25 protein-coding genes and 2 pseudogenes are annotated in these 22,040 nt (G+C 70.6%); 9 read left to right on the top strand and 18 right to left on the bottom strand.

Features of this window, described 5'->3' with window-relative positions; all coding sequences use genetic code 11:
• Nucleotides 1-388 precede the first annotated feature (388 nt).
• On the bottom strand, nt 389-2,374 hold the full coding sequence (gene ligA / locus ACIG5F_RS48590) for an NAD-dependent DNA ligase LigA (protein WP_396527180.1): 1,986 nt from the start codon (nt 2,372-2,374) through the stop codon (nt 389-391).
• Between the two features lie 105 nt (nt 2,375-2,479).
• On the opposite strand from ligA, the gene ACIG5F_RS48585 reads away from it, so the two are divergent.
• The 4 genes from ACIG5F_RS48585 to ACIG5F_RS48570 all read left to right on the top strand — a co-directional run bounded on the left by ACIG5F_RS48585 (nt 2,480) and on the right by ACIG5F_RS48570 (nt 7,420).
• Complete coding sequence (locus ACIG5F_RS48585; protein ID WP_396527179.1) at nt 2,480-2,980, top strand: peptidylprolyl isomerase; 501 nt, start codon at nt 2,480-2,482, stop codon at nt 2,978-2,980.
• A 346-nt stretch (nt 2,981-3,326) separates the two neighbouring features.
• Complete coding sequence (locus ACIG5F_RS48580) at nt 3,327-4,907, top strand: glycoside hydrolase family 71/99-like protein (RefSeq protein WP_396527178.1); 1,581 nt, start codon at nt 3,327-3,329, stop codon at nt 4,905-4,907.
• Nucleotides 4,908-4,932: 25 nt separating this feature from the next.
• A complete protein-coding gene (locus ACIG5F_RS48575; protein WP_396527177.1) occupies nt 4,933-6,111 on the top strand; it encodes an acyl-CoA dehydrogenase family protein in 1,179 nt (392 codons plus the stop codon).
• Between the two features lie 124 nt (nt 6,112-6,235).
• A complete protein-coding gene (locus tag ACIG5F_RS48570) occupies nt 6,236-7,420 on the top strand; it encodes an acyl-CoA dehydrogenase family protein (protein WP_396527176.1) in 1,185 nt (394 codons plus the stop codon).
• Here ACIG5F_RS48570 and ACIG5F_RS48565 read toward each other — a convergent pair.
• On the bottom strand, nt 7,398-8,501 hold the full coding sequence (locus ACIG5F_RS48565) for a sensor histidine kinase (protein WP_396527175.1): 1,104 nt from the start codon (nt 8,499-8,501) through the stop codon (nt 7,398-7,400). The genes ACIG5F_RS48570 and ACIG5F_RS48565 overlap by 23 nt on opposite strands.
• 144 nt (nt 8,502-8,645) lie before the next feature.
• Between ACIG5F_RS48565 and ACIG5F_RS48560 the strand changes: the two genes are divergently transcribed.
• Nucleotides 8,646-9,233, top strand: coding sequence for a vancomycin high temperature exclusion protein (locus ACIG5F_RS48560; protein ID WP_396527174.1), 588 nt, complete (start codon nt 8,646-8,648; stop codon nt 9,231-9,233).
• 224 nt (nt 9,234-9,457) lie between these two features.
• Here ACIG5F_RS48560 and ACIG5F_RS48555 read toward each other — a convergent pair whose 3' ends face one another.
• Nucleotides 9,458-11,107, bottom strand: coding sequence for a PQQ-binding-like beta-propeller repeat protein (locus tag ACIG5F_RS48555; protein ID WP_396527173.1), 1,650 nt, complete (start codon nt 11,105-11,107; stop codon nt 9,458-9,460).
• Nucleotides 11,108-11,408: 301 nt separating this feature from the next.
• Here ACIG5F_RS48555 and ACIG5F_RS48550 point away from each other — a divergent pair, with 301 nt between their 5' ends.
• Nucleotides 11,409-12,485 (top strand): TIGR03118 family protein, encoded by a 1,077-nt coding sequence (locus ACIG5F_RS48550; protein ID WP_396527172.1) that lies wholly within the window; start codon nt 11,409-11,411, stop codon nt 12,483-12,485.
• Between the two features lie 4 nt (nt 12,486-12,489).
• Here the strand turns inward: ACIG5F_RS48550 and ACIG5F_RS48545 are convergent, their stop codons facing one another.
• Together ACIG5F_RS48545 and ACIG5F_RS48540 are read right to left on the bottom strand one after the other, a co-directional pair.
• A complete protein-coding gene (locus ACIG5F_RS48545) occupies nt 12,490-13,131 on the bottom strand; it encodes a TetR/AcrR family transcriptional regulator (RefSeq protein WP_396527171.1) in 642 nt (213 codons plus the stop codon).
• A gap of 46 nt (nt 13,132-13,177) precedes the next feature.
• Entirely contained in the window at nt 13,178-14,677 is a 1,500-nt protein-coding gene (locus tag ACIG5F_RS48540) for a cellulase family glycosylhydrolase (RefSeq protein WP_396527170.1), read from the bottom strand.
• Between the two features lie 104 nt (nt 14,678-14,781).
• Between ACIG5F_RS48540 and ACIG5F_RS48535 the strand changes: the two genes are divergently transcribed.
• Complete coding sequence (locus tag ACIG5F_RS48535) at nt 14,782-15,258, top strand: nuclear transport factor 2 family protein (RefSeq protein ID WP_396527169.1); 477 nt, start codon at nt 14,782-14,784, stop codon at nt 15,256-15,258.
• Here ACIG5F_RS48535 and ACIG5F_RS48530 read toward each other — a convergent pair.
• Nucleotides 15,230-16,093, bottom strand: coding sequence for a polysaccharide deacetylase family protein (locus ACIG5F_RS48530; protein ID WP_396527168.1), 864 nt, complete (start codon nt 16,091-16,093; stop codon nt 15,230-15,232). The two genes, ACIG5F_RS48535 and ACIG5F_RS48530, sit on opposite strands and share 29 nt — an antisense overlap.
• A 52-nt stretch (nt 16,094-16,145) precedes the next feature.
• Here ACIG5F_RS48530 and ACIG5F_RS48525 point away from each other — a divergent pair, with 52 nt between their 5' ends.
• Nucleotides 16,146-16,517: a MerR family transcriptional regulator gene (locus ACIG5F_RS48525; RefSeq protein WP_396527167.1), complete on the top strand. Its 372-nt coding sequence runs from the start codon at nt 16,146-16,148 to the stop codon at nt 16,515-16,517.
• Here the strand turns inward: ACIG5F_RS48525 and ACIG5F_RS48520 are convergent.
• From ACIG5F_RS48520 to ACIG5F_RS48485, 8 genes are all read right to left on the bottom strand, one after another.
• On the bottom strand, nt 16,497-17,174 hold the full coding sequence (locus ACIG5F_RS48520; protein ID WP_396527166.1) for a GvpL/GvpF family gas vesicle protein: 678 nt from the start codon (nt 17,172-17,174) through the stop codon (nt 16,497-16,499). The two genes, ACIG5F_RS48525 and ACIG5F_RS48520, sit on opposite strands and share 21 nt — an antisense overlap.
• Nucleotides 17,171-17,473, bottom strand: coding sequence for a gas vesicle protein GvpJ (gene gvpJ / locus ACIG5F_RS48515; protein ID WP_396527165.1), 303 nt, complete (start codon nt 17,471-17,473; stop codon nt 17,171-17,173). Before gvpJ (ACIG5F_RS48515) ends, ACIG5F_RS48520 begins: the two co-directional genes overlap by 4 nt.
• Nucleotides 17,470-17,700: a gas vesicle protein K gene (locus ACIG5F_RS48510; RefSeq protein WP_396527164.1), complete on the bottom strand. Its 231-nt coding sequence runs from the start codon at nt 17,698-17,700 to the stop codon at nt 17,470-17,472. The genes gvpJ (ACIG5F_RS48515) and ACIG5F_RS48510 overlap by 4 nt, the downstream gene beginning before the upstream one ends.
• On the bottom strand, nt 17,697-17,852 hold the full coding sequence (gvpJ, locus tag ACIG5F_RS48505) for a gas vesicle protein GvpJ (protein ID WP_396527163.1): 156 nt from the start codon (nt 17,850-17,852) through the stop codon (nt 17,697-17,699). The genes ACIG5F_RS48510 and gvpJ (ACIG5F_RS48505) overlap by 4 nt, the downstream gene beginning before the upstream one ends.
• Nucleotides 17,849-18,397, bottom strand: a complete 549-nt coding sequence (locus tag ACIG5F_RS48500) for a GvpL/GvpF family gas vesicle protein (protein ID WP_396527162.1) — start codon at nt 18,395-18,397, stop codon at nt 17,849-17,851. The genes gvpJ (ACIG5F_RS48505) and ACIG5F_RS48500 overlap by 4 nt, the downstream gene beginning before the upstream one ends.
• A gap of 67 nt (nt 18,398-18,464) precedes the next feature.
• Nucleotides 18,465-18,719 carry a gas vesicle protein gene (locus tag ACIG5F_RS48495; protein ID WP_396527161.1) on the bottom strand — a complete coding sequence of 85 codons (255 nt, stop codon included), beginning with the start codon at nt 18,717-18,719 and terminating at the stop codon, nt 18,465-18,467.
• Nucleotides 18,716-18,991 (bottom strand): gas vesicle protein GvpO, encoded by a 276-nt coding sequence (gene gvpO, locus ACIG5F_RS48490; protein ID WP_396527160.1) that lies wholly within the window; start codon nt 18,989-18,991, stop codon nt 18,716-18,718. Before gvpO ends, ACIG5F_RS48495 begins: the two co-directional genes overlap by 4 nt.
• Before the next feature lie 138 nt (nt 18,992-19,129).
• On the bottom strand, nt 19,130-19,465 hold the full coding sequence (locus ACIG5F_RS48485) for a winged helix-turn-helix transcriptional regulator (RefSeq protein ID WP_396527159.1): 336 nt from the start codon (nt 19,463-19,465) through the stop codon (nt 19,130-19,132).
• Between the two features lie 81 nt (nt 19,466-19,546).
• Here ACIG5F_RS48485 and ACIG5F_RS48480 point away from each other — a divergent pair, with 81 nt between their 5' ends.
• Nucleotides 19,547-20,326 carry an NAD(P)H-dependent oxidoreductase gene (locus ACIG5F_RS48480; RefSeq protein ID WP_396527158.1) on the top strand — a complete coding sequence of 260 codons (780 nt, stop codon included), beginning with the start codon at nt 19,547-19,549 and terminating at the stop codon, nt 20,324-20,326.
• A 57-nt stretch (nt 20,327-20,383) separates the two neighbouring features.
• Here the strand turns inward: ACIG5F_RS48480 and ACIG5F_RS48475 are convergent.
• The 4 genes and pseudogenes from ACIG5F_RS48475 to ACIG5F_RS48460 form a co-directional block, all read right to left on the bottom strand.
• Nucleotides 20,384-20,646: pseudogene (locus tag ACIG5F_RS48475) on the bottom strand (flavodoxin-dependent (E)-4-hydroxy-3-methylbut-2-enyl-diphosphate synthase); the annotation flags it as partial.
• A gap of 43 nt (nt 20,647-20,689) precedes the next feature.
• Entirely contained in the window at nt 20,690-21,118 is a 429-nt protein-coding gene (locus ACIG5F_RS48470) for an SsgA family sporulation/cell division regulator (RefSeq protein WP_396527181.1), read from the bottom strand.
• An 8-nt stretch (nt 21,119-21,126) separates the two neighbouring features.
• Nucleotides 21,127-21,309 carry a hypothetical protein gene (locus ACIG5F_RS48465; protein WP_396527157.1) on the bottom strand — a complete coding sequence of 61 codons (183 nt, stop codon included), beginning with the start codon at nt 21,307-21,309 and terminating at the stop codon, nt 21,127-21,129.
• 471 nt (nt 21,310-21,780) lie between these two features.
• Nucleotides 21,781-22,040 (bottom strand): annotated as a pseudogene (locus tag ACIG5F_RS48460) (hypothetical protein); the annotation flags it as partial.

Raw genomic sequence — 22,040 nt, 5'->3', positions numbered from 1 at the left:
CTTCTTGCGTATCGTGGCAGGCGGAGCCTGCCCGATAGCGCCTTGATACGCCATCGCCCAGAGGTCTCCACACAAAATCCACCCGGAGCCCCCAACCAACCGTCCCACCCCACCCCCAACCACACAACAACCCCCACCCCACAAAACAGGCCCCACCCCATCTCCAACCGAACAAAAACCCCACCTCTCACCGCAAACCCCACCCCACGGCAACCGCGCGGCGCGGGCACCAGAACCACACCCACAACCCAACCCACAACCACAACAGAACACACCCGGCAAGAGTCGCCAACCAGAAAGGACCACCCCAGTCCGACGCGGCCAACCCAAGCCACTACCGCCTCACTCGCCCCCCACCCGGAACAAACTCGAACTCCCAACCCCCCGGTCAGGCGATGCCGGAGTCGATGAGTTGGCGCCAGATCTCGGCTTGGTCGGCGGTCGCGACCTCCAGCTTTTCGGCCTTGGCCAGTTTGCTGGCGCCGACGTCGGCGCCGGTGATGAGCAGGTCGGTGTTGGCGGAGACGGAGGAGGCGATGGTGGCGCCGGCCTTTTCGCACAGGCGCTGGAAGGCGGGGCGGGGGACCTTCTCGCCGGAGCGGGGATCGCTGATGGAGCCGGTGACGACGACGGTCTGCCCGGCCAGCGGAGCGCCGGCGGCGACCACCGGCGGCAGGTCCTCGTCGCGGACGTCCAGCGACACGCCGTAGGCCCGGAGACGGCGGAGTTCCACACGCAGGCGGGTGAGGTGCTCGACGAGGGAGGCGGCGACGCGGGGACCGATGTCCTCGACCTCGACCAGCCGCTCCTCGCCGGCGTCGGCGACGTCCTCCAGCGACGCGAAGCCGGCGCGGCACAGGCGGGTGGCGGTGCCCTCGGAAGCCATCGGAATGGCCAGGCCGATCAGCGCCCGGCGCAGGCCGACCTGGCGGCTGGCGGCGATGGAGTCGATCATGCGGGCGGCGGAGACCTCGCCGATGCGGTCGAACTCCAGCAGCCGCTCCTTGGTCAGCCGGTAGAAGTCGGACGGGTTCTCCAGGTCGCCGGACTCGGCCAGCCGCTCGATCCACACGGGACCGACGGCCTCGATGTCGGCCGCCGCGCGGGAGGCCCAGTGGATCAGCCGGCGGGTGGTCTGCGCCGGGCAGGAAGCGTTGGTGCAGAACAGTTCCCGGCTGTTGCCCTGCTCGGTCAGCGGGGCCTGGCAGGACGGGCACACGGTCGGCGGCACGATCTCCCGCTCGGCCCCGGTGCGCTTGGACTCGTCCAGCACGCCGGCGACGAACGGGATCACGTCGCCGGCCCGGCGCACCAGCACCGTGTCCCCGATGCGGATGCCCCGTGCCTTGATGACCTCCTGGTTGGCCAGCGTCGCCCGGGTGACGGTGGTGCCGCCGACGAACACCGGCTCCAGCCACGCCACCGGGGCGATCTTGCCGGTCTTGCCCACGTCCCACACCACGTCGGCCAGCACGGTGGTCTTCTCCTCGGCGGCGAACTTGTAGGCCAGCGCCCCGCGCGGCGAGTTGGACCGGGCCCCGGCGGCGGCGTAGGCGGTGCGGTCGGCCAGCCGCAGCACGGCGCCGTCCAGGTCGTAGTCCCGCTCGTTGCGGCTGCGCTCGATCTCGGCGATCACGGCCTGGGCCTGCTCGGCGTCGGCGCACAGCCGCATGTCGGCGGCCTCCAGGCCCAGCGCCGACAAGGCCTGCGCCAGGTCGGCGGAGGCGGCGTCGGTGTGCAGGTCGAACGCGAACAGCCGCAGCCGCCGCTCGGACACGGTGGCCGGGTCCTTGGCCCGCAGCGTGCCGGCGGCCGCGCCCCTCGGGTTGATCAGCGGCTTGTCCGGGTGCGCGGCGTTGTAGGCGGCGAAGGTGGACCGCAGCATCACGGCCTCGCCCCGCACCTCGACCCGCCCCGGGGCGTCGATGCGCTCCGGCACGCCGTCGACCAGGGCCCGGACCAGCGTCGTCACGTCGTCGCCGGTGGCGCCGTCACCGCGGGTGACCGCCCGCACCAGCCTGCCGTCCTCGTAGATCACGGCCAGCGACAGCCCGTCCAGCTTGGGCATGACCGCCATCGACTGGCCGGGGAACCGCTCGAAGAACGCCGCCACCTGCTCGGGCCTGGTCGCCTTCTCCAGCGACAGCATCGGGCGCGAGTGCCGGACCGGCGCGTGCAGCACCGTCGGCGCGCCCACCTGCTCCAGCGGGTTCGGATCGGGGGCCAGCTCCGGGTGTTGCCCGATCAGGGTCCGCAGCTCGTCCTCGATCGTGTCGTACTCGGCGTCGGCCACCAGCGGCGCGCCCCGGTAGTACGCGTCACGCAGCGCCACCACCTGGTCGGCGAGCTCCTGAATCCTGTCCCCGGCGTTCACGGCGCTGACGCTACCGTCCCGCCCTGACAATCCGCCGGCACGAACTCTGGGCGACGGTGCGCTACGCTCGGCCACCGACAGTGCCAGCAACACCGAGGGGTCTGCATGTCCAAGGTCAAGTTCTCCACCAACCACGGCGACTTCACGCTGCAGCTGGACGCCGACAAGGCCCCGAAGACGGTCGCGAACTTCCTTCAGTACGTGAACGAGGGCCACTACGACGGCACCGTGTTCCACCGGGTGATCCGGGGCTTCATGATCCAGGGCGGCGGCTTCGAGCCCGGCATGCGGCAGAAGGGCACCCACGGGCCGGTCGACAACGAGGCCGACAACGGCCTGAAGAACACCAAGTACACGGTCGCGATGGCCCGCACCTCCGACCCGCACTCGGCCACCGCCCAGTTCTTCGTCAACAGCAGCGACAACGACTTCCTCAACCACAGCGGCAAGACCGCCCAGGGCTGGGGCTACACCGTCTTCGGCGAGGTGGTCGATGGCCGCGAGACCGTCGACTCGATCGAGGGCGTGCGCACCGGCTCCAAGGCCGGCCACCAGGACGTGCCCAGCGAGGACGTCATCATCGAGAAGGCTGTCGTCGTCGACTGAGACCCGGCCGGTGTCGTCCCGGCGATCCCGCCGGGATGACCGTCGGCTCTACCGTCCGATGTGGACGCTGTTGCGATCTCGGCTACCTGAGCGGGTCGAGCATTCGGCGCGGCCGGGAAAGCTGCTGGGACACGGGATCCAGCTCGGCGGCGACCGGTTGGCAGCCGGGGCCGGGCTCGATGGTGAGCTCGGGGACCGGGACGACCGCGCCGCCGTGAACCCGTGCTGCTGCGCCAGTTCCTGACCGAGCAGGCCGAGAACTTCGGTAGGGGACAAAGAGGATAGTCATCCTGGAAAACCGGGTCCGGCGGTTGCGTGCGCGCGGCCGCCGGGTCCACAGTGCACTGTGCTGCGAAAGACACGAACCCTGCTCGTCATCGCCGTGGCCGGCCTGGTCGCGGCCTCGGTCGCGCCGCCGGCGGTCGCCGCCACCCATCCGTCCGTGAAAGGCAAGGTGTACGCCGGCTATCAGGGCTGGTTCGACGCGCCCGGCAGTGGCTCGCCGGTCGACAACTGGGTGCACTGGTCGGCCGGCACGGCCCCGTCGCCAGGCAACCAGACGTTCGAAATCTATCCCGACATGCGCCAGTACCCGGCCAACGACCAGTTCCGCACCGGGTACGCCAACCTCGGCAACGGCCAGCCGTCCACCCTGTTCTCCTCCTACCTCAACCAGACCGTCGACCTCCAGTTCTCCTGGATGCAGAAGTTCGGCATCGACGGCGCGGCCCTGCAACGCTTCACCAGCGACCTGCTCCAGCCCGGTTCGCCGCGCTACACCCAGCGCAACACCATCACGGCGCAGGCGCGGGCCGCGGCGGAGAAGTACGGGCGGGCCTTCTACATCGAGTACGACCTGTCGGGCATGACCGACGACCGCGAGCAGGCGGTCAAGGACGACTGGACGAACGTCGTCAAGAACTCCCTGCACCTGACCGATTCCCCGGCCTACGCCTACGAAGGCGCCAAGCCGGTGATCGAGCTGTGGGGCCTGGGCGTGGTCGGCTCCGCGGCCAACATCAACCCCAGCCTGGACCTGATCAACTGGTTCAAGGCCCAGGGCCTGTACGTGATCGGAGGCGTGCCGCGAGGCTGGCGCACCGACACCAACGCCAAGCCCGGCTACGCCCCGGTGTACCAGGCGCTGAACATGGTGTCACCGTGGAACGTGGGCTCCAAGACGGTCGACAGCTCGCTGTTCACCGCCGACCTGAAGGCGCTTTCCGGCCGTGGCCAGGACTACCAGCCGGTGATCTACCCGGGCTTCGCCTGGTCGAACTGGAACGGCGGCGCGCGCAACCTGATTCCCCGCAATGCCGGCAACTTCATGTGGCAGCAGGCGGCGGCGCTGCGGCAGGACGGCGTCGGGCAGGCGTTCATCGCCATGTTCGACGAGTACGACGAGGGCACGGCGATCGCGCCGCTGGCCGAGGACTCGTCGATGATCCCGACCGACCAGTACTTCCTCACCGCCAGTGCCGACGGCGCGTTCCTGTCCTCGGACTTCTATCTGCGCCTGTCGGGCGCGGCGACCAAGATGATCAACGGCTCCGCGCCGTTGACCACAACTGTGCCGATTCCGCCCACCGACGGCACTGTGGCCTTCCGCACCGGCTTCGAACCCGGTCTCGACGCCATGCCCAGCGCCGCACCGGATCTGAGCGCCAGCAACCATGTGCTGCGCGCGCAGGGCTCAACCTCCAGCCAGCGCCAGGTGTTCTCCGTGCACATCCCCGTGACGGCGACTACCAGGCTCAGCTACGACATCACCGGCAGCGGGGTCACGGTCGGTCTCCAGTTCACCGACGGCGCCACGACGGCCAGCCGCGACCTCTCGTCGTTCGCGGGCAAGACGATCAGCGGCATCCTGGTGACCGGCGCCGGCCAGCACGACGCCTCGATCGACAACCTCCAGATCACCAGCTGAGCCGCCGTCGGCCATAGTAAGAGCCATGTACACCGGCAATCCCGACGTCCCCGACGACGTCTTCGCGGACGTCCTGCGGCAGATCGACGACTTCGTGCGCACCCGGGTGATGCCCCGCGAGGTCGAGATCATGACCACCGACGCGATCCCGGACGACCTGCGGGCGCAGACGGCGGCGATGGGGTTGTTCGGGTACGCCATCCCGCAGGAGTGGGGCGGGCTCGGGCTCGATCTCGTGCAGGACGTCGAGGTGGCCATGACCCTGGGCTACACCTCGCTGGCGCTGCGGTCGATGTTCGGCACGAACAACGGGATCGCCGGGCAGGTGCTGGTCGGCTTCGGCACCCCGGAGCAGCGGGCGCGGTGGCTGCCCGGCATCGCGTCCGGCGAGATCGTGGCGTCGTTCGCGCTGACGGAGCCGGGGGCCGGCTCCAATCCCGCCGGCCTGCGCACGGCGGCCCGGTCCGACGGCGACGGCTGGATCATCGACGGTGGCAAGCAGTTCATCACCAACGCCACCGAGGCCGGCCTGTTCGTGGTCTTCGCCCGCGTCCGGCCGGCCTCCGACGACGGCGCCGGCATCGCGGTGTTCCTGGTCCCGGCCGACGCGCCCGGCGTGCGGGTCGGGGCCAAGGACGTGAAGATGGGCCAGGAGGGCTCACGCACCGCCGAGGTGGCGTTCACCGGGGTCCGGGTCGGCCCGGAGGCCCTGGTCGGCGGCGACGGCGAGGTCGGCTACCGGGCGGCGATGACTTCGCTGGCCCGCGGCCGCATCCACATCGCCGGTCTCGCGGTCGGCTGCGCCCAGCGGGCCCTGGACGAGTCGGTGGCCTACGCCGCCACGGCCACCCAGGGCGGCACCCCGATCGGCGACTTCCAGCTGGTCCAGGCCATGATCGCCGACCAGCAGACCGGGGTGCTGGCCGGCCGGGCCCTGGTCCGCGACGCCGCCCGCCTGTATGTCACCGGGCAGGACCGGCGGATCGCCCCGTCGGCGGCCAAGCTGTTCTGCACGGAGATGGCCGGCAAGGCCGCCGACCTCGCGGTGCAGGTGCACGGCGGCAGCGGCTACATGCGGGAGGTGCCGGTCGAGCGCCTCTACCGCGACGTCCGGCTGCTGCGGCTGTACGAGGGCACCAGCGAGATCCAGCGCCTGATCATCGGCGGCGGACTGGTGCGCGCCGAACAGAAGAAAGCCCGCTGACTCACCCGTTCAGCTGGCCCGCCTTCGCCTCCTCCGGTCACCGCCGCCAGGCCAACGCCCTGACCGTTGGCGAGGCGATAACCGCTTGAGCTGTAGCGCACTCCAGGTCGTACCGTGTCGGGACATGACCTATGAACCCCTCACGGTGGCGGAGCTCGGCAAGCGGGCCAAGGCCCTGCGGGTCGAGCTCCGCGAGAGTGCCGCCGACGCCGACGCGCGCAACGTCGACGCGGCGGTCGGGATGCGCCGACTCTGGGAGGAGGGCTTCTACCGTTTCACCCTGCCCGTGGCCCACGGCGGCATCACCGACGCCGACCCCACCCGGCACGCCGAGGACTTCTTCGCGATGCTGGTCGACGTGATGGCCGGCGACTCCAGCACCGGCATGAACTACGCGGTTCAGTCGCTGGTGACGCTGGAGGTGTTCGCGGCCGACAACGGCCTGCCCGAGTCCACCAAGGGCGAACTGGCCGAGCTGATCCACCGGGACGGCATCCGGTTCGTCGCCTCCAACGCCGAGACCGGCAACCGGACCGGCCCGGTCACCGGGCGGCGGGTCGAGGGCGGCATCGTCGTCAACGGGACGAAGACGTTCAACACCAACAGCGGCGGCGGGGGATGGGCCAGTGTCGGCATCACCCTGGAGGGCGAGGAGGGCGGCTGGCGTGCGCTGACGCCGCTGGACCAGCCGGGGGTGACGTGCCGGCACGACTGGGACGTCATGGGGCAGCGCGGCACCCACAGCCAGACCATCGAGTACCACGACATCTTCGTGCCCGACGGCTACTTCTTCCGCGGTCGCATCACCCCGGCGCTGGCCGGCTACGTGTTCCTCGCCCACGCCGCGATCATGCTCGGGCCCGGCTACGGGGCCTTCGACGCGGCGGTGGAGTACGTGCGCGGGCTCGACCGGGCCAGCCTGCCGGAGTTCTCGTCGGCGAGCGAGGACCCGCTGGTCCGGCGGCGGATCGGGGAGTTCGCGGTGCAGCTGGACTGCGCCCGGGCCTACCTGCTCAGCTGCGCCCGGAAGCTGGAGAACTGGCCGGAGTCCTATCCCAGCGAGGCCGAGGCGACCGTCGAGGCGTTCTCGGTCAAGGTGGCGTGCGTCAAGGCCGCGCTGGAGGTCACCAGCGGCATCTTCGACCTGACCGGGGCCCGCAGCACCTCGTCGCGCTACCGGTTCGACCGGTTCTGGCGCAACGCCCGGACCTTCGCCACCCACGACCCGACCGACGCCAAGGAGGTCTGGGTCGGCGACTGGCACCTGAGCGGCCAGGAGCCGCCGCTCATCGCGCGCCTGCGCGTGTGAGGGCGGCCGCCATCGGCAGCCGCAGCCGGAGGGAGAAGCCGCCGTCCCGGGTCGGGGCGGCGGTGACCGTGCCGCCCAGGAGCGCGGCGCGTTCCTCCAGACCGACGAGGCCGTGGCGGGCGCTGGGCAGGGTGAGCGTCGGCTGCGTGGGCGGCGTGTTGGCGACGGTCACCGTGAGATCGGTGTCGTCACGGGAGAATTCGACGGTGGCGACGCTGCCGGGGGCGTGCTTGCGGACGTTGGTCAGGGCTTCCTGCACGGTGCGGTAGATGGTCCGCTGGGTCGCGGCGTCCACATCGGACGGTGCGATGCCGACGATCCGGGCCTCGATTCCGCTGCCGTGCACCAGGTGTTCGAGATCGGACAGGGTCGGCTGGGGCGTGAGGGCGGTGGCCGGCGTGCCGGCGGCCCGCAGCAGGTTGACCATGTGCCGCAGCTCTTCCAGCGTGTCGACCGACAGCTCACGGATGTTCTTGGCGGTGTGCCTGGTCGCCGGCTCGCCGGTGCTGACCTGGAGCGCGCCGGCCTGCACGGCGATCAGGCTGACCTGGTGCGACACCACGTCGTGCATCTCGCGGGCGAGCTGGTTGCGCTCCTTGGCCAGCACGGCCTGGGCGTCGAGCAGCCGTTCGTGTTCGCGGGCCTGCACGGCGTCGCGGTGGGCCCGCACGAACTGGCCCAGGAAGATCGGCGCGGCGGCGGTCATCGCGGCGTAGATGACGGCGAGCACGACGTCGGCGGTGATCAGGCCCAGATCGGGGCCGGGGAAGAGATAGCCCAACGCCGCCAGCGCGGCGCAGCCGGCGAGCAGTCGGCGGTCGGAGTGCCGCGCGGCGACGGCGTACAGGGCGACGAGCGTGGCGATGACCGAACCCACGACGGCCAGCGCCGGCAGCGTCAGCAGGAACATGGCGACAGGCCAGCGTCGCCGGGCCAGCAACGCGAGGACCGCTATGGCCACGCACAGGATCTGCCACCACAACGACGTGGCGTTGAGGGCCGCGTCGACCGCGGCGAGGCCGAGCACGGCCGCCTCGGCGGCCAGATACCGGTTCACGGCCGGATTTCCCACGACTGTCATGACCGCCTCCCGCGTTCCAGTCTCGCCGCCCGCGCGCGGGCCCACCATCCGGGGCCCGGCCGGCCGGACCGACCACCCGGCTGGAAAGGACCCGCCGGGTGGCGGTTACCGGCGGCCAGCCGTGGGTGTGATTGCATTGGCGGCGTGCGCAGACGGGCCCTGATCATCGGCCTGGTGGCGGTCGTGGTGGCCGCTCTGGTGACCGGTGGCAGCGTGATCTGGGCGTACACCGCCTCCTCCGGCCATCGCCATGACCCGGCCGACGCGCCGAGCGCGCCGGTGGTGATCGTCCTCGGGGCGGAGGTCGGGACCCCGTTCCTGGCCGGCCGGCTGGCGGCGACCGTGGAGCTGCTCAAGGCCGGCAAGGCGGAATCGGTGCTGGTGTCCGGCAATGCCAACGGCACCTCCGGCGACGAGACCCGGGTGATGGCCGCCTACCTCACCGCCCACGGCATCCCCGCCGCCAAGATCACCGTGGACGGCGACGGCGTGGACACCTACAGCACCTGCGCAAGGGCGGTGCAGGTGTTCGGGATCCGCCGGGCCTTGCTGGTGACGCAGGCGTATCACCTGCCGCGGGCGGTGTCGCTGTGCCGCAACCTCGGCATGGACGCCGACGGCGTCGAAGCGCCGTGCGATTGCGGCGGCTTTCTGCTGTTCCGCAACGAAGTCCGGGAATGGCTGGCCTCGGTCCTCGCCCTCAAGAACGCGATCTGGCCCCCGCCGGCCTGAGCGGGGGCCGTGCCGATCACGCGTTCGGGTCGATCAGGACCTTGCCGTCGCGGCCCACAGACTCGGCCTCGGTGACGGCGGCCGACTGGAGCAGCCACTGGCCGCGCGGCCCGGCTTCCCCGTAGCGGTTGATGCCGGCCCTGGAACGGCTCCGGGCCTTGACCGGGTGATCGCCCGACCGGTGGGGGCCGGCCGGGCGATCGAGACGGCGGTGCTGCGGGGTGTCAGCGGCCGCCGGGTGTGAAGGCGTAGAACGTGGTGCTGTGCACGCCGTGGGGGTAGAACAGGTTCTGGTACCCGTTGCCCCAGTACACGGTCCCGTCGGCCACGGCAGGGCCGGCGTTGGCCGAGCCCTGGCCCTGGTAGCTCCAGAGGATCTTGCCGGTCGCCCCGTCCAGCGCGAACATCTTGCCGCTGATCGAGGTCGCGTACATGACGCCGTTGGCCACGGTGACCGCGCCGGGCGTCTCGTTGGCGGTCGGATCCGCGGTCTCCCACAGGATCTTGCCGGTCTGGGCGTCCAGCGCGGCGTAGAAGCCGCCGCTGGTGGTCTGCCCGTTCATCAGCGTGAACGGCACGTGGTTGGAGTTGGCCTGGGACAGGTAGATCCGCCTGTTGTCGGTGGCCGAGCCCCACTCCACGCCGCCGTGCAGGCCGGCCGGGCCGACCGTGGTCCGCCACAGCACCTTGCCGGTGGCCGGGTCGACCTGCCAGTAGTCGCCGTTCTTCTGCCCGGCGGTGACCACCTCGTGCGGCCGGCCGTCGGGGCCGATCGGGAACGCGATGTGCATGCCGTCGGCGAAGTCGCTGTCCAGGCCCGGGTTGGGCGGGCAGTTCTGCGGCGGCTGGCCCGGGTTGCAGGCGGCGGTCCAGGTGTCGAAGATCTTGGCCCCGGTGTCCCACACCGGCGTGCCGTCGGACATCCGGAAGGCCAGCATGGAGTCGATCTTGTCGTCCGGCGACAGGCACTGCTGCGGGGTGCCGCCGGCGGTCTGGCAGTCCGACACGCTCTGAGGAACAGTCAGGTTCTGCCCGGAGCCGATGTAGACCAGGCCGCGGTACGGGTCGACCACCGGCTCGCCGCCCCACACGCCGCCGCCGGAGTAGCCGCCGGACTGGCCGCCGTTGTCCGGCACGGTGAACTGCTGCCACAGGATCTTGCCGGTGGACGCCTGCACCGCGAGCAGGCTGCCGCGGAAGGTGCCGAACGGCAGGCCCGGCACGGTGGCGGTGGCCGCCTGCTTGGACGACACGCCGACGTACAGCACGCCGTTCCAGATCGTCGGCGACTGGGTCATCACCGCGGCGAAGTTGGTGTCCGCGGTGGTGATCCACTTCAGCGCGCCGGTGGTGGCGTCGACGGCCATCAGGTGCGTGCCCACCGAGAAGTTGGCCGCGTTCTGGTCGCCGAGGTAGATGGTGTTGCCGGAGACCAGCGGGCTGGTCCGGGACAGGCTGCCGGGCAGGCCGTTGTAGTCGCTGATCTGCTTCTGCCAGATCAGCTGGCCGGTGTGCCGATCGATCTTGTAGAGGTAGCCGGCCCAGTCCGGGAAGATCACCGCGTCGCCCACCACCGCCGGGGTGGCCGAGACGTCCCCGTGGGTGGTGAACGTCCACTTCGGGGCCAGCGTGCCCACGTTGCGCGGGCTGATCTGGTGCTCGTACGGATTGTTCCTGGTGTTGAACAGGTCGTGGCCCGAGTAGGTCCAGTCGGGCGTGCCCAGGTCGAAGGCCGCGTAGCGCGGCGGAACCGGGGAGATGTGCGCGGACGCGGGGGCGAGCATGGTCAGCATGCCCACGGCCGCCGCGGCCAGCACCACGATTCCCCGGGGTCGACGTCGCCTGCGGCGCGGTACTGACGGGTCGCGCTGCATCAATCCTCCTCTGCCGGTCCGCGTCGGCGCCCGGGCAGGCGTCGACGGGGCAAGACTGGCAGGATCCGATCAAAGCGGCATGAAGAGTCACTGCTCAGGTACTCGGGCGTTGCCTAGGTGATCGGGGCGAGGCCGTCGGGGGCAGCCGGCTTTGGCCCGGTTGAGCCAGTTTCCGGCGGACGCCGGGGTCGTGCCGACAACGGGAGGCGGGTGTTTTACCGCCGTGCCAAAGAAAAGTGAACCCATGTCGGCCGGGTTCCGTGTGGGAGAGCGTCCAGCTTCCGCATGAGAGGACATTCCAGTGTCCAGAAGACGTTCGATCGGTGTGCTCGCCGCGGCGACGGCGCTGGTGCTCGGCCTGCCCGCGACCGCCGGCGCCGGCCGGCACGAGGACTTCGTGGCGCACCAGGAGAATCTGGTGTCCGACGTCGCCGGCATGGCGGCGCTGACCGACCCGGATCTGGTCAACCCCTGGGGCCTGTCGCTCAACGCGACCTCCCCGCTGTGGGTGTCCAACGCCGGCACCAGGACGTCCACGCTCTACGCCAGCGCGCCGGGTTCGGCCATCGCCACCAAGAACGCGGTGGTGCGGCCGACCTTCCCGGCCCTGGGCGAGCCCACCGGCCAGGTTGCCAACACCACCACGGGTTTTGTGCTGACCAAGGGCGCCGTGAGCGGTCCGGCCCGGTTCCTTTTTGTCACCCTAGAAGGACAGGTCACGGCCTGGAACCCGCAGGTCGACGGGACCCAGGGTGACGTCGAGGTGAAGGCCGCGGTGCCCGGCGCGGTCTACACGGGCGCGGCGCTGGTCGGGGACCGGCTCTACGCCGCCGACTTCTCCAAGCGCACGGTCGACGTCTTCGACAACACCTTCGCGGCGGTGCCGACCACGCGCGACCAGTTCCGGGATTCCCGTATTCCCAACGACTTCGCGCCGTTCAACGTGCAGAACCTCGGCGGCAACCTGTTCGTGGCCTACGCCAAGGTCGATCCCCGCACGTTCGACAGCGTGGTCGGCAACGGTCTCGGCTTCGTCGACGAGTTCAGCCCGGACGGCGTGCTGCTGTCCCGGGTCGCCGCCCGCCAGAGCCTGAACTCCCCGTGGGGCCTGGCCACGGCCCCGGCGTCCTGGGGCAACCTGGCCGGCGCGCTGCTGATCGGCAACTTCGGCGACGGCCGGATCAACGTGGTGCTGCCCAACAGCCACGGCGTCGCCGGGCTGCTGCGGGACAACGTCACCGACCAGCCGCTGAAGATCCCCGGCCTGTGGGCGTTGCAGGCCGGCAACCCGACCGCGGCCGGGCCGGACGCGCTGTGGTTCAGCGCCGGCATCGACGACGAGAACCACGGCCTGCTGGGCATTCTGAGCAAGCCCTGACGGATCAGGTGGCTGCGCCGAACAGGAGGGCGGCGGCGATCTCCCACTCCCGCACCAGGTCGACGTCCTCGGGGGTGCGCAGCCACTGGTCCTGCAACCCGTCCATCATCGCGATGATGTGGCGGGCCAGGGTTTCCGGCTCGTCGGTGAGGTCGCGGGCCAGCGCGGTGAAGGCGGCCAGCGCGTTGTGCTGGCGGTGGGCGAAGTGCTCGTGGGCGGGGTGGCTCGGCGTGAGCGACTCGGCCTTGAGCACGGCGAACAGGCGCACGATCTCCGGCTGCGTGGCGTTGCGGCGCATGGTGGCCAGGCAGAGCTGGCGCAGGTCGACACCGGCTGGCCCGTTCTCGGACCACTCGTCGGGCATCTCGGCCTCGGTCACGCCCAGATGCTCCCGCAGCGACCGGGCGTCCTCGACGTCGCGGTGTTCGAGAACGGCGACCAACAGCCCGGGCTTGGAGCCGAAGTGCCGCAGCACGCCGGGCACGGTCAGCCCGCAGCGGTCGGCCACGTCCTGAAGGGACAGGCCCCAGAAGCCGCATTCGGCGATCACGGCGGCGGTGACCTCGAGGATCTGCCGCCGCCGCTCGGCGGCGGGCAGGCGCTGCTGGTCCCGGCGGTAGGACCCGGCCATCGGCCTCCGTTTCACAGGTGGAGCCTACCGGCTGGTCCCGTCGCCGGGACCAGCCGGCAGGTCACGGGTAGACGGCCGCGAGACGGTCCACAATGGAGGGTCGCTGCCAGGTGGCGGCGCTGCGGTTGAGCAGGCCGAACTGGTCGTCGCCGATACCGATGGACCCGTTGTCCCACACCATGGTCTTCTGTCCGAACTGCTTGGCGTAGGACTCGATGTGGGTCTCGTAGTTGGCCACCTGGTCGGCGTTGTCGCCGCCGTTGTACGGCTTCACCGTGGCCCCGAACTCGGTCCACACCACGTGGATGCCCCGGCTGGTGAACAGCTGGTTGGCGTGGTTGACGTCGCCGTCGGGCAGGTAGTTCATGGACCCGTCCCACGTCAGGTAGTTCGGCGCGGTGGCCGAGCAGAAGGCCCACGGGTTGTAGGTGTGCACCGACACCGCGACATGACTGTCGTTGGGCACCCGGAGATTGTCCGCGCCGGCGCCGGCGTTCGCCCCGTACGGCGTGACCAGCAGCCACCGGGTGGCGTTGTTGCCGCCGGCCGCGCGGACAGCGTCGACGAAGTCCTGGTTCAGCGTGTTGATCGCCGCCCAGTTGTCGGAAGTGCCGCCGCCGTAACGGTTTCCGCCGTTGGCGTCCTGCGGCTCGTTCATCGCCTCGAACAGCAGGCGCTGGTCGTAGCCGGCGAAGTAGGCGGCCACCTGCCGCCAGATCGCGGTGAACTCCGGCTCCACCTGGGCCATCCGGCCGGCGCTGGGGATCAGCCAGCTGTCGCCGCCGCCGTCATGGTGCATGTTCACGTCCACGTGCATGCCGTCGGCGATCGCCCAGTCCACGACCTGCCTGAGGCGGGCCAGGAAGGCCGGATCGACGGTGTAGCCCGGGGATCCGGTGGTCAGGTGCGGGTACCAGGTGACCGGGATACGCAGGAAGTTGAACCGGGTGGCGACCCGGTCGATCATCGCCTTGGTGGTGGCCGGGTTGCCCCAGCTGGTCTCGGTCGGGGTGGCGTCGAAGGAGTTGCCGAGGTTCCAGCCGGCCTTGAGCTGGCTCCAGATGTCGGCGCCGCCGCCGGTGTTCCCGTTGACCGCCCACTGCTGGTTGGCGCCGCCGCCGCAGGTCCAGATCTGCAGGTAGGAGGCGTTGGCGCTGCCGTTGGCGTCCAGGCACTTGCCGGACTGGGGGTTGGTGATCAGGCCGTTGGCGACCTGCCACTGCTGGGCCCCGGTGCCGTTGCAGTCGTAGATCTGCACGCGGGCCCCGTTGGCGGTGGACCCGCCGCTCACGTCCAGGCAGCGCCCGGACTGGGGATTGGTGATGATGCCGTTGGCCGCCGACCACTGCTGAGCGCCGGTGCCGTTGCAGTCGTAGAGCTGCACCGCCGTGCCGTTGGCGACGCCGCCGGACTGCACGTCCACGCAGCGGCCGCTCTGCTGGCCGGTGATGGTGCCTGGGGTCGCCGCCGTCGCGGCGCCGACCCCCGTCCACGTCGTGGCCGAGGCCACGACGGCGACCGTGACGGCGGCCAGGGCCGCACGCCATCCGGTGAAGGGCATGCTGGTGTTCCTCCTTGGTTGCAGGGGTCCAGGAGGGCGTTAGTGAGTAGTTGCTAGCAGGTTACTGACGGGCCGGTGAGCGCCCCAGGGCCGTCACTCGATCGGTGCAACGGTCCCCGCCGCGGCCGCACGTGATCGCCGGCCGCGACACGGTCGAGCCGCTCGGGCCGGGTAGGTTGGGCGGCGACACGCCGACGCGAGCCGAAGGGCCGTCCATGACCAACGTCGCCGAGCTGATGCGCCGCAACCTCCTCGACGTCTTCAACGAGCGGGACCCCGAGCGCCGGGCCGAGGCCATCGCCGAGATCTACGCCGAGGACGTCGTCTGGCACGAGCCCGACCGCGTCATCCACGGCCGCGAGGCGCTGGCCGTGCGTGCGGCCGAGTTCCTGGCCGGCGCGCCGGATTGGGTGTTCGAGACCGCCGGCCCGGTGTCGGTCACCGCCGACGTCGGCCACCTCGGCTTCCTCTTCGGCCCGGCCGGGGCGCCGGTGGTGACCGGCATGGACATCGCCCACTGCAAGGACGGCGTCATCACCGAGCTCTACACGCTCATCGTCGAGGCGCCGCAACCGTCGTGATGTAGTGCTCGGCGATGTCGTCGCTGGTGGTGAGCCAGGCGTCGGGCTGGGCGGCCAGGAACTCCAGCGCCCGGTCCAGATGCCTGGCCCGGAACGGCTGGCCGATCACGAACGGGTGCAGGGCCAGGGCCAGCACCCGGCCGCTGTGCTGGGAGTCGGCCAGCAGCTGCTCGTACTGGTCCCGCACCATCTCCACGAACTGGGGGCCGGTGATGCCCCGCGGGAACAGCAGCAGGTCGTTGAGCTCCACGGTGTAGGGGACGCTGTGCATGCCCGGCACGGTCAGCGGATACGGCTGGTCGTCGTTGGTCCAGTCCAGCACGTAGCGGAAACCGAGCTCCGCCAACAGCTCCGGCGTGTTGGCGGTCTCGGTCAGCCCCGGGCCCATCCAGCCCTGGGGGCGTTGCCCGGCGCCGGCGGCGATGGTGTCGGCGATCTCGGCCAGCACGCGGCGTTCCTCGTCGACCGACAGCCCCGTGTGCAGCTCCGAGTTGGTGCGGCCGTGCGCGAGCCAGGCCCAGTTCCGCTCGACGCCGGCCCGGATGATCTGCGGATAGTGCTCGACGACCTGGGAGTTCACCAGGGCGCTGGCCCGCAGGCCGTGCCGGTCGAGGCTGTCGATGATCCGCCAGATGCCGACCCGGTTGCCGTAGTCCCGCCAGCCGTGGTTGAGGGCGTCCGGCGTCAGGTCGGCGGTGCCGGGCCAGATGCTGGTCGACGGCAGCCCGGGCACGAAGTGCTCGATGTTGAGGCCGACGTAGACGGCGACCTTCTTGCCGTCGGGCCACGCGATGGTCGGGCGCTCGGTGATCGGGCTGTATTCGTACGGTGTCATGTCTCGACGGTAGAATCTGACACCGGTGTCAGGTGCAAACCGTGGGGGTGTGATGCGCATCGGGGAGCTCGCCCGCCGCACCGGCGTCAGCGAACGGTCGCTGCGTTACTACGAGCAGCAGGGCCTGCTCACCGCCGACCGCACCGACGGCGGCCACCGTGACTATCCGGACCGGGCGGTGGACCGGGTGATCCGGATCCAGGAGCTGTACGCCGCCGGCCTGCACAGCAAGAAGATCGCCGGCCTGCTGCCGTGCATGCGCGACGACGGCGGCCCGTCGGAGCTCGCCACCCCGAGGCTGGCCGCCGAGCTGGCGGCCGAACGGGACCGGATCGACCGGCAGATCGCCGAGCTGACCAGTTCCCGCCAGGTGCTGGACGAGGTCATCGCCGCCGCCACCGGGTCAGCCGAAACCCCATCGTGAGACCGGCCGGACCGGCAGCGACACGAAGTTGTAGGGCGGCAGCGGGCCGAGCACGCCGGCGGTGACCACGCCGGACAGCGCGTCCAGGGCATCGGCCATGCGGTCCAGGTCGTCCGCCCGCACCAGCAGGGCCCAGCGCTGGGAGTCGCTGTCCGGATCGGGCAGCCGCACCATGTCGACGGCGAGCCCGTCGAACAGCTCGCGGGAGCGCTCGGTCATCCAGTCCTTGGCCCGGGCCTCGATGCGGCGCCCCTGCTCGACGGCGGCGTCGAAGCCCTGGACCGGGGTGGCCAGCCCGGGGTCCTGCTCCACCAACGCCCCCAGGACCTCGTTCTGGTCGAACGTCAGGTGCACGCGCACCTCGACCAGGCCGGCCACCCGTTCCAACTCGGCCCGCAACGCCGCCTGATCCGGGCGCAAGGCGTTGTCCCGCACCGATTCCTCGTCCGGCGCGGTGCTGCCGAAGCGCAGCGGCAGCACCGGGCCGTAGCTCAGGAGTCCACAAAGGACGTCCAAATGGGACCGTGCGTGCTCCTCGGTGAGCTCGGCCGCGCCGATGTCCGACACGATCACCGCGAGACCGTCGGCCACGACGGCCTGAAGGCCGGCGGCCGCGGGGTGTTCCGCGCACACGATCCCGTGCAGCAGCAGCGTCACATGGTCTCCATCGGCGGCGCGGCCTGCTGTGGGAAGATCGACGTCGGCTGCGGGGTCGCGACCGGCAACGCCGCGATGTTGCGCCTGGGCAGCGCGCCCAGCTGCTGCATGGCCTCGACGTAGCGGATGTAGGTGTCGACGCTGGCGATCACGATGCGGGCCTCGATGGTGAGCAGCTCGATGCCGATCACCGACACCCGCACGAAGGCGTCGATGACGATTCCCTTGTCCAGCACGATGTCCAGCACGTCGGCGAGGCTGGTGGAGCCGCCGCCGGGGCGTTGGATCACGGTTGTCACGTCGAACCTCCGTCGTCGAAGAACGTGCGCAGCTCGCGGAACTGGCGGTCCAGTTCGAGCAGGGCCTGGCCGAGCCGTTCGATCTCGTCCGGGGTGAGAGTGCCCGCGTCCATGCGCCGCAACACCTGTCGTTCGATGAGTTCGCGCAGGATGTCCAGCACCGCGACGACCAGCCCGCCGAGACCGCGCCCGGCGTCCACCGCGAACCGGCGCGGCGGGGTGGTCATCGAACTTCCGCAACGTCAACCGCGGCCAGCAATGCTCGCAGGTCCAGGCGGATCAGGTCCACGCCGGCCAGCGAGATGATCACGTCGCCGTGGATCACCACCCCGGCGGCGATCACCCGGTCCAGCAGCTCGACCAGCTCGTCGGCGGTCACGGGGCCGTCGTCCGCAGCTCGCTGAACGAGTAGGGCGGCCAGGGCCCGGTGGTCTGCGCCGCCTCGCCGAGCCGATCCACCTCGGCCAGGAATGCCGCCTCGGCCGGCACGGCCACCAGATAGACGGCGTCCAGCCCGAACTCCGAGCCGGGCGGCCGCAGCACGCTCCGACCGGCGTGCCGGGCCAGTCTCCGGTGCGTCTCGTCGCCTCCGCCGCGCGCCCGGCGGCGCTGCGCCAGGTAGTCGGTGCCGCTGATCCCCTTGGCCGGCGCGGGATTCGACCGTCTGATCCGGACACCCCACTCCCGATGCCCTGCCACCGCGTCAAGATTGGCCACCGCCTCGTCGTGGCAGGTGCGTAGCAGCTGCCACGCCGCCTCGTCGTCGGTGAGCATCGTGGCGAAGCGCAGCGGCAGCACCGCGCCGTGCCGGAACGCCGCCAGCACCACCTCGTGATGCCTGCGCACCAGCGGCAGCATCTGCGACTCGGTGAAGTCCGCCGGGTTCACGTCCGCGACCACCAGGGCGATGTCCCCATGTGTCACAAGGCGAAGCGGCGGCTCCGGCGGTGGGGTCGGCCAGCCCGTGACGGCGTAGGCGTAGACGGCGGTCTCAGTGGCCGGCGGAGTCGTCGGCCGCGAGCTGGCGTCGGCCGGGGGAGAAGAACGGATCATTGGTCCACCAGTCCATGCCCATCTCCTGGGCGGTCTGCGCGGACGCCACGAACAGCCGCACCCGCAGGGTCAGCAGCTCCACGTCCACGACGCTCACCGAGATGTCGCCGACGATCACGATTCCCTTGTCCAGCACCCGTTCCAGCATGTCCGCCAGGGACCCGCCGGACCTGGTCGCCAGTTCGTCGGTCACCCGTCGGTCGCTCCTCTCGTGTACCGGCGCAGCCGCTCGCACCCGCACAGCTGCCCGGCGCCGTCGATGTCCACCCGGTAGGTGGCCATCACGCTGGTGGAGAGCGGGATCCGGGACAGCTCGACCACGTCAAGCAGCACCGACCAGCCTCCCTCGGGGCGCACCCGCAGACCGGTCACCGAGCATTTCTCGTGACCGGTCAGCGCGTGGAAGTAGCTCTTGGCGGATTCGGCCGCGGCGGCCGCCGTGCCCGGCGATTGCTGCTCCGACAACGGCTCACCTGCCCTGTTCGTCGGCTCGACCCTAGCGCCATTCGCGTGCGGCAGGCTGCGTAACTTCCCGGCCCGCGAACGCAGCACGATCGTCCAGCCATTCGGCGGTGTAGTCCTTTGTGGACTTGTGAGGGGCGGTCACTCGGGGGCGTTGTCGCCGTAGTGCGCGCCCCACTGGTCCAGGGTGTCGACGACCGGGCCGAGCGACTTGCCGAGGTCGGTGAGGCGGTACTCCACGCGGGGCGGGACCTCGGCGTAGACCTGGCGGTGCACGATGCCGTCCTGCTCCAGCTCCCGCAGCTGCCGGGTCAGCATCCGCTCGCTGACCGAGCCGACGGCCCGGCGCAGCTCGCCGAAGCGCAGCGTCCGGTCGCGGAGGTTCTTGACCACGCTCAGCTTCCAGCAGCCGCCGACCACGCTGATGGCCACCTCGATCGGGCACACGGCCACGGCCGCTCGCACAGCGTCTCGCATAGCCGATACTAACATTTTGTTCGCTACCTAACACTGAAGACAGTACTTGTCGGGGGCGTGGTACTCGCGTTGCATGGAGATATGACCGACCGACCGAAGGCCCTCTGGGTGTACGCGCACCCGACCGAGCACTCCCTCAACGCCGACCTGTTCAAGCTCGGGACCGAGGCCCTGTCCGGCACCCACACCGTGCGCACGTCCGACCTGTACGCCCAGGGCTGGGATCCGCGGCTGTCCCTGCGCGACGTGGGCGACTTCGCCGATCCGGCAACGACTTTCGGCGAGCAGACCCGGGAGGCCGCCCTGGCCGGCGGCCTGCCCGCGGACGTCCGGGCCGAGCAGGCCAAGCTGGCCGAGGCCGACCTGCTGGTGCTCCAGTTCCCGCTGTGGTGGTACGGCATGCCGGCCATGCTCAAGGGCTGGTTCGACCGGGTCTTCACCAACGGCTTCGCCTACGGCGTGCGGGACCCGGAGACGGGGGACACGCTGAAGTACGGCGACGGCGGCCTGGCCGGCCGCCGCGCCCTGGTGATCACCACCGCCGGCGACCGCCCCAGCTCCTTCACGCCCCGTGGCCTCAACGGGGACCTCGAGTCGCTGCTTTTCCCGCTGCTGCACGGAACCCTCTGGTACACCGGCATCGCGCCGCTGCGCCCGCACCTGCTCGGCGGCACCGACTACCCCAGCTGGCGCGGCTACACCGAAGAGATCGGCCGTCTCCGCGCCCGGCTGGCCACCGTCGCTGAGGAGTCGCCCATTCCCTACCGCCGCCTGCGCGACGGCGACTACGATGCCGACAACGTCCTACGCCGCGACATCCTGCCCGGCCGGCACGACCTGGGCGTGCACCAGCACCGCTGACCATCCACGCCGACCGCACCCCGGCCTCCCCTCCCGCCCATCACCCCGGCTTTGGCGCACGGTCTTGATCACCTTGCCCTTGACGAAGATCTGCCCCTGCCGTTGCCGGACGTGACACCGAGATCGGCCTCCCGCGCCTCACCCGGCCCGTTCACGACACACCCCATCACCGCCACCCGCAGCGGAACCTCCATGCCCTCCAGGCCGGCGGTGACCTCCTCGGCCAGCTGGTCGACGCCGACCTGGGACCGTCCACACGACGGGCAGGACACGATCTCCAGCTTGCGCGGCCGCAGGTTCAGCGACTGCGGGATCTGGGATGCCGACCTTGACGGACACTTGTCTCATCTCCTCACGTGGGACTCAGCCGAGATCGTGGGGCGCCAGCAGGCCGGTGAGCTCGTCGTCCACCCCGGCCCACTCGCTCTCCGCGCCGAGCGGCACGAGGTCGTAGCTGTGGTCGAGGAACTCGGCCAGATCCTGCGCGTAGGCCTCGAACGCGGCGGTCCCGGCGGGGGAGCTGACGACCAGGACCACCAGCTCGGCGTTGTCCAGGTCGGGACGGATGCGCACGTCCCCGAGCCCGGCCTCGGCGAGCAGGCCGTCGGCCAGCAGGTCCCGGGCGAAGCACCACTCGACCCAGCAGTCCGACCCGGTGTGGAAGAAGGCGGTCACCGCGAACGGGTCGCGGGTGGCGTAGCGCAGCTCCACTTCGACCGGGATCGGCGGCGCGTCCGGCGTCACGTAGTCCAGCCGCAGCATTGCCCGCAGCACCTTGTGATCGTGGCGCAGCATGTCGCTCACCCCTTCCGATCCCGAGGCTCGGCCAGCATCGTGAGCGTGGTGATCCGGTTCGCCTTCACCGACGTGGCGGCGAGCGACGAGCCGGTGCGGAACTCGGGTATGTGCCCGACCACGGGACGCCGTCCCGGCGCGATGGGCACATGGGACAGCGGAGTCTGCGTCAACGTCTGCGTGGACATGGGATCATCCGTTCCTCGAATTGCCGGCCGTTGTGGTCCGCAGTGCCTGGCCACGATCTCGCCACGCCGTTCGACCGGCAAAAACCCGTTCCGGAAAGTGGAACAGACAGTGGCCGCCGACGACCCCCAGGTAGGTAGCGGCGGCCGCTCACCGGGCTGGTCGGGCGCGATTCGTGAAATGGTCCGGACATGGGGGATCCGGGCACCGACGGTGGCACTCACGTCGGTGCCCGGACGACTTTTCTCGCGGGCGGAAAAGCGGTGGGTGAGCTCCTCGGGGCCGGCGCGTCCGGCGTCTCGACCACCCGGGCCAGGTCGGACAGCTGGACGATGTGGAAACCCGGCAGTGTCGGAGTGAGACTCCCGCGGCTCGCGGTGCCGGTCAACAGCCCGTTCCGGAGGACGGGACAGGGCCCGGGGCGGGGCGAAGACCTGGTGCTCCCGGGCCGTGACGATCTCCTCGGGCTCGGGTCAGCCTCGCCCGGCCAGAGAGGAGATCACTTGTGTGACAAGGGTTTCCGGCACGGACGCGCCGCTGGTCAGGCCGATCGTGTCGACGCCGTCGAGCCAGCGGGGATCGATGTCGGCGACCGTGTCGATCAGGTGGGAGGCGGCCGATGAACTACGAACATTCCTCCTGGATCCACCGAAAATCTTGATGGTGTGACCGTGTCCTAGACACACAGATGCCCTCTGACTTGGGACGATTGTTCTTGCGACAGAACCAACCG

The sequence above is a fragment of the Kutzneria sp. NPDC052558 genome, assembly GCF_044547355.1.
GTDB lineage: Bacteria > Actinomycetota > Actinomycetes > Mycobacteriales > Pseudonocardiaceae > Kutzneria.
Note: the sequence above shows the minus strand (reverse complement) of the source record. Positions and strands in the feature narration are given on the sequence as shown.

Excerpts from the sequence above, each read along its gene's own strand:
- ACIG5F_RS48565 (WP_396527175.1), bottom strand. The coding sequence starts at position 8,501 with ATGACAGTCGTGGGAAATCCGGCCGTGAACCGGTATCTGGCCGCCGAG.
- ACIG5F_RS48510 (WP_396527164.1), bottom strand. The coding sequence starts at position 17,700 with ATGACCACCCCGCCGCGCCGGTTCGCGGTGGACGCCGGGCGCGGTCTC.
- ACIG5F_RS48480 (WP_396527158.1), top strand. The coding sequence starts at position 19,547 with ATGACCGACCGACCGAAGGCCCTCTGGGTGTACGCGCACCCGACCGAG.
- ACIG5F_RS48585 (WP_396527179.1), top strand. The coding sequence starts at position 2,480 with ATGTCCAAGGTCAAGTTCTCCACCAACCACGGCGACTTCACGCTGCAG.
- ACIG5F_RS48465 (WP_396527157.1), bottom strand. The coding sequence starts at position 21,309 with ATGTCCACGCAGACGTTGACGCAGACTCCGCTGTCCCATGTGCCCATC.
- ACIG5F_RS48575 (WP_396527177.1), top strand. The coding sequence starts at position 4,933 with ATGTACACCGGCAATCCCGACGTCCCCGACGACGTCTTCGCGGACGTC.
- ACIG5F_RS48525 (WP_396527167.1), top strand. The coding sequence starts at position 16,146 with ATGCGCATCGGGGAGCTCGCCCGCCGCACCGGCGTCAGCGAACGGTCG.
- ACIG5F_RS48570 (WP_396527176.1), top strand. The coding sequence starts at position 6,236 with ATGACCTATGAACCCCTCACGGTGGCGGAGCTCGGCAAGCGGGCCAAG.
- ACIG5F_RS48555 (WP_396527173.1), bottom strand. The coding sequence starts at position 11,107 with ATGCAGCGCGACCCGTCAGTACCGCGCCGCAGGCGACGTCGACCCCGG.
- ACIG5F_RS48540 (WP_396527170.1), bottom strand. The coding sequence starts at position 14,677 with ATGCCCTTCACCGGATGGCGTGCGGCCCTGGCCGCCGTCACGGTCGCC.
- ACIG5F_RS48530 (WP_396527168.1), bottom strand. The coding sequence starts at position 16,093 with ATGACACCGTACGAATACAGCCCGATCACCGAGCGCCCGACCATCGCG.
- ACIG5F_RS48485 (WP_396527159.1), bottom strand. The coding sequence starts at position 19,465 with ATGCGAGACGCTGTGCGAGCGGCCGTGGCCGTGTGCCCGATCGAGGTG.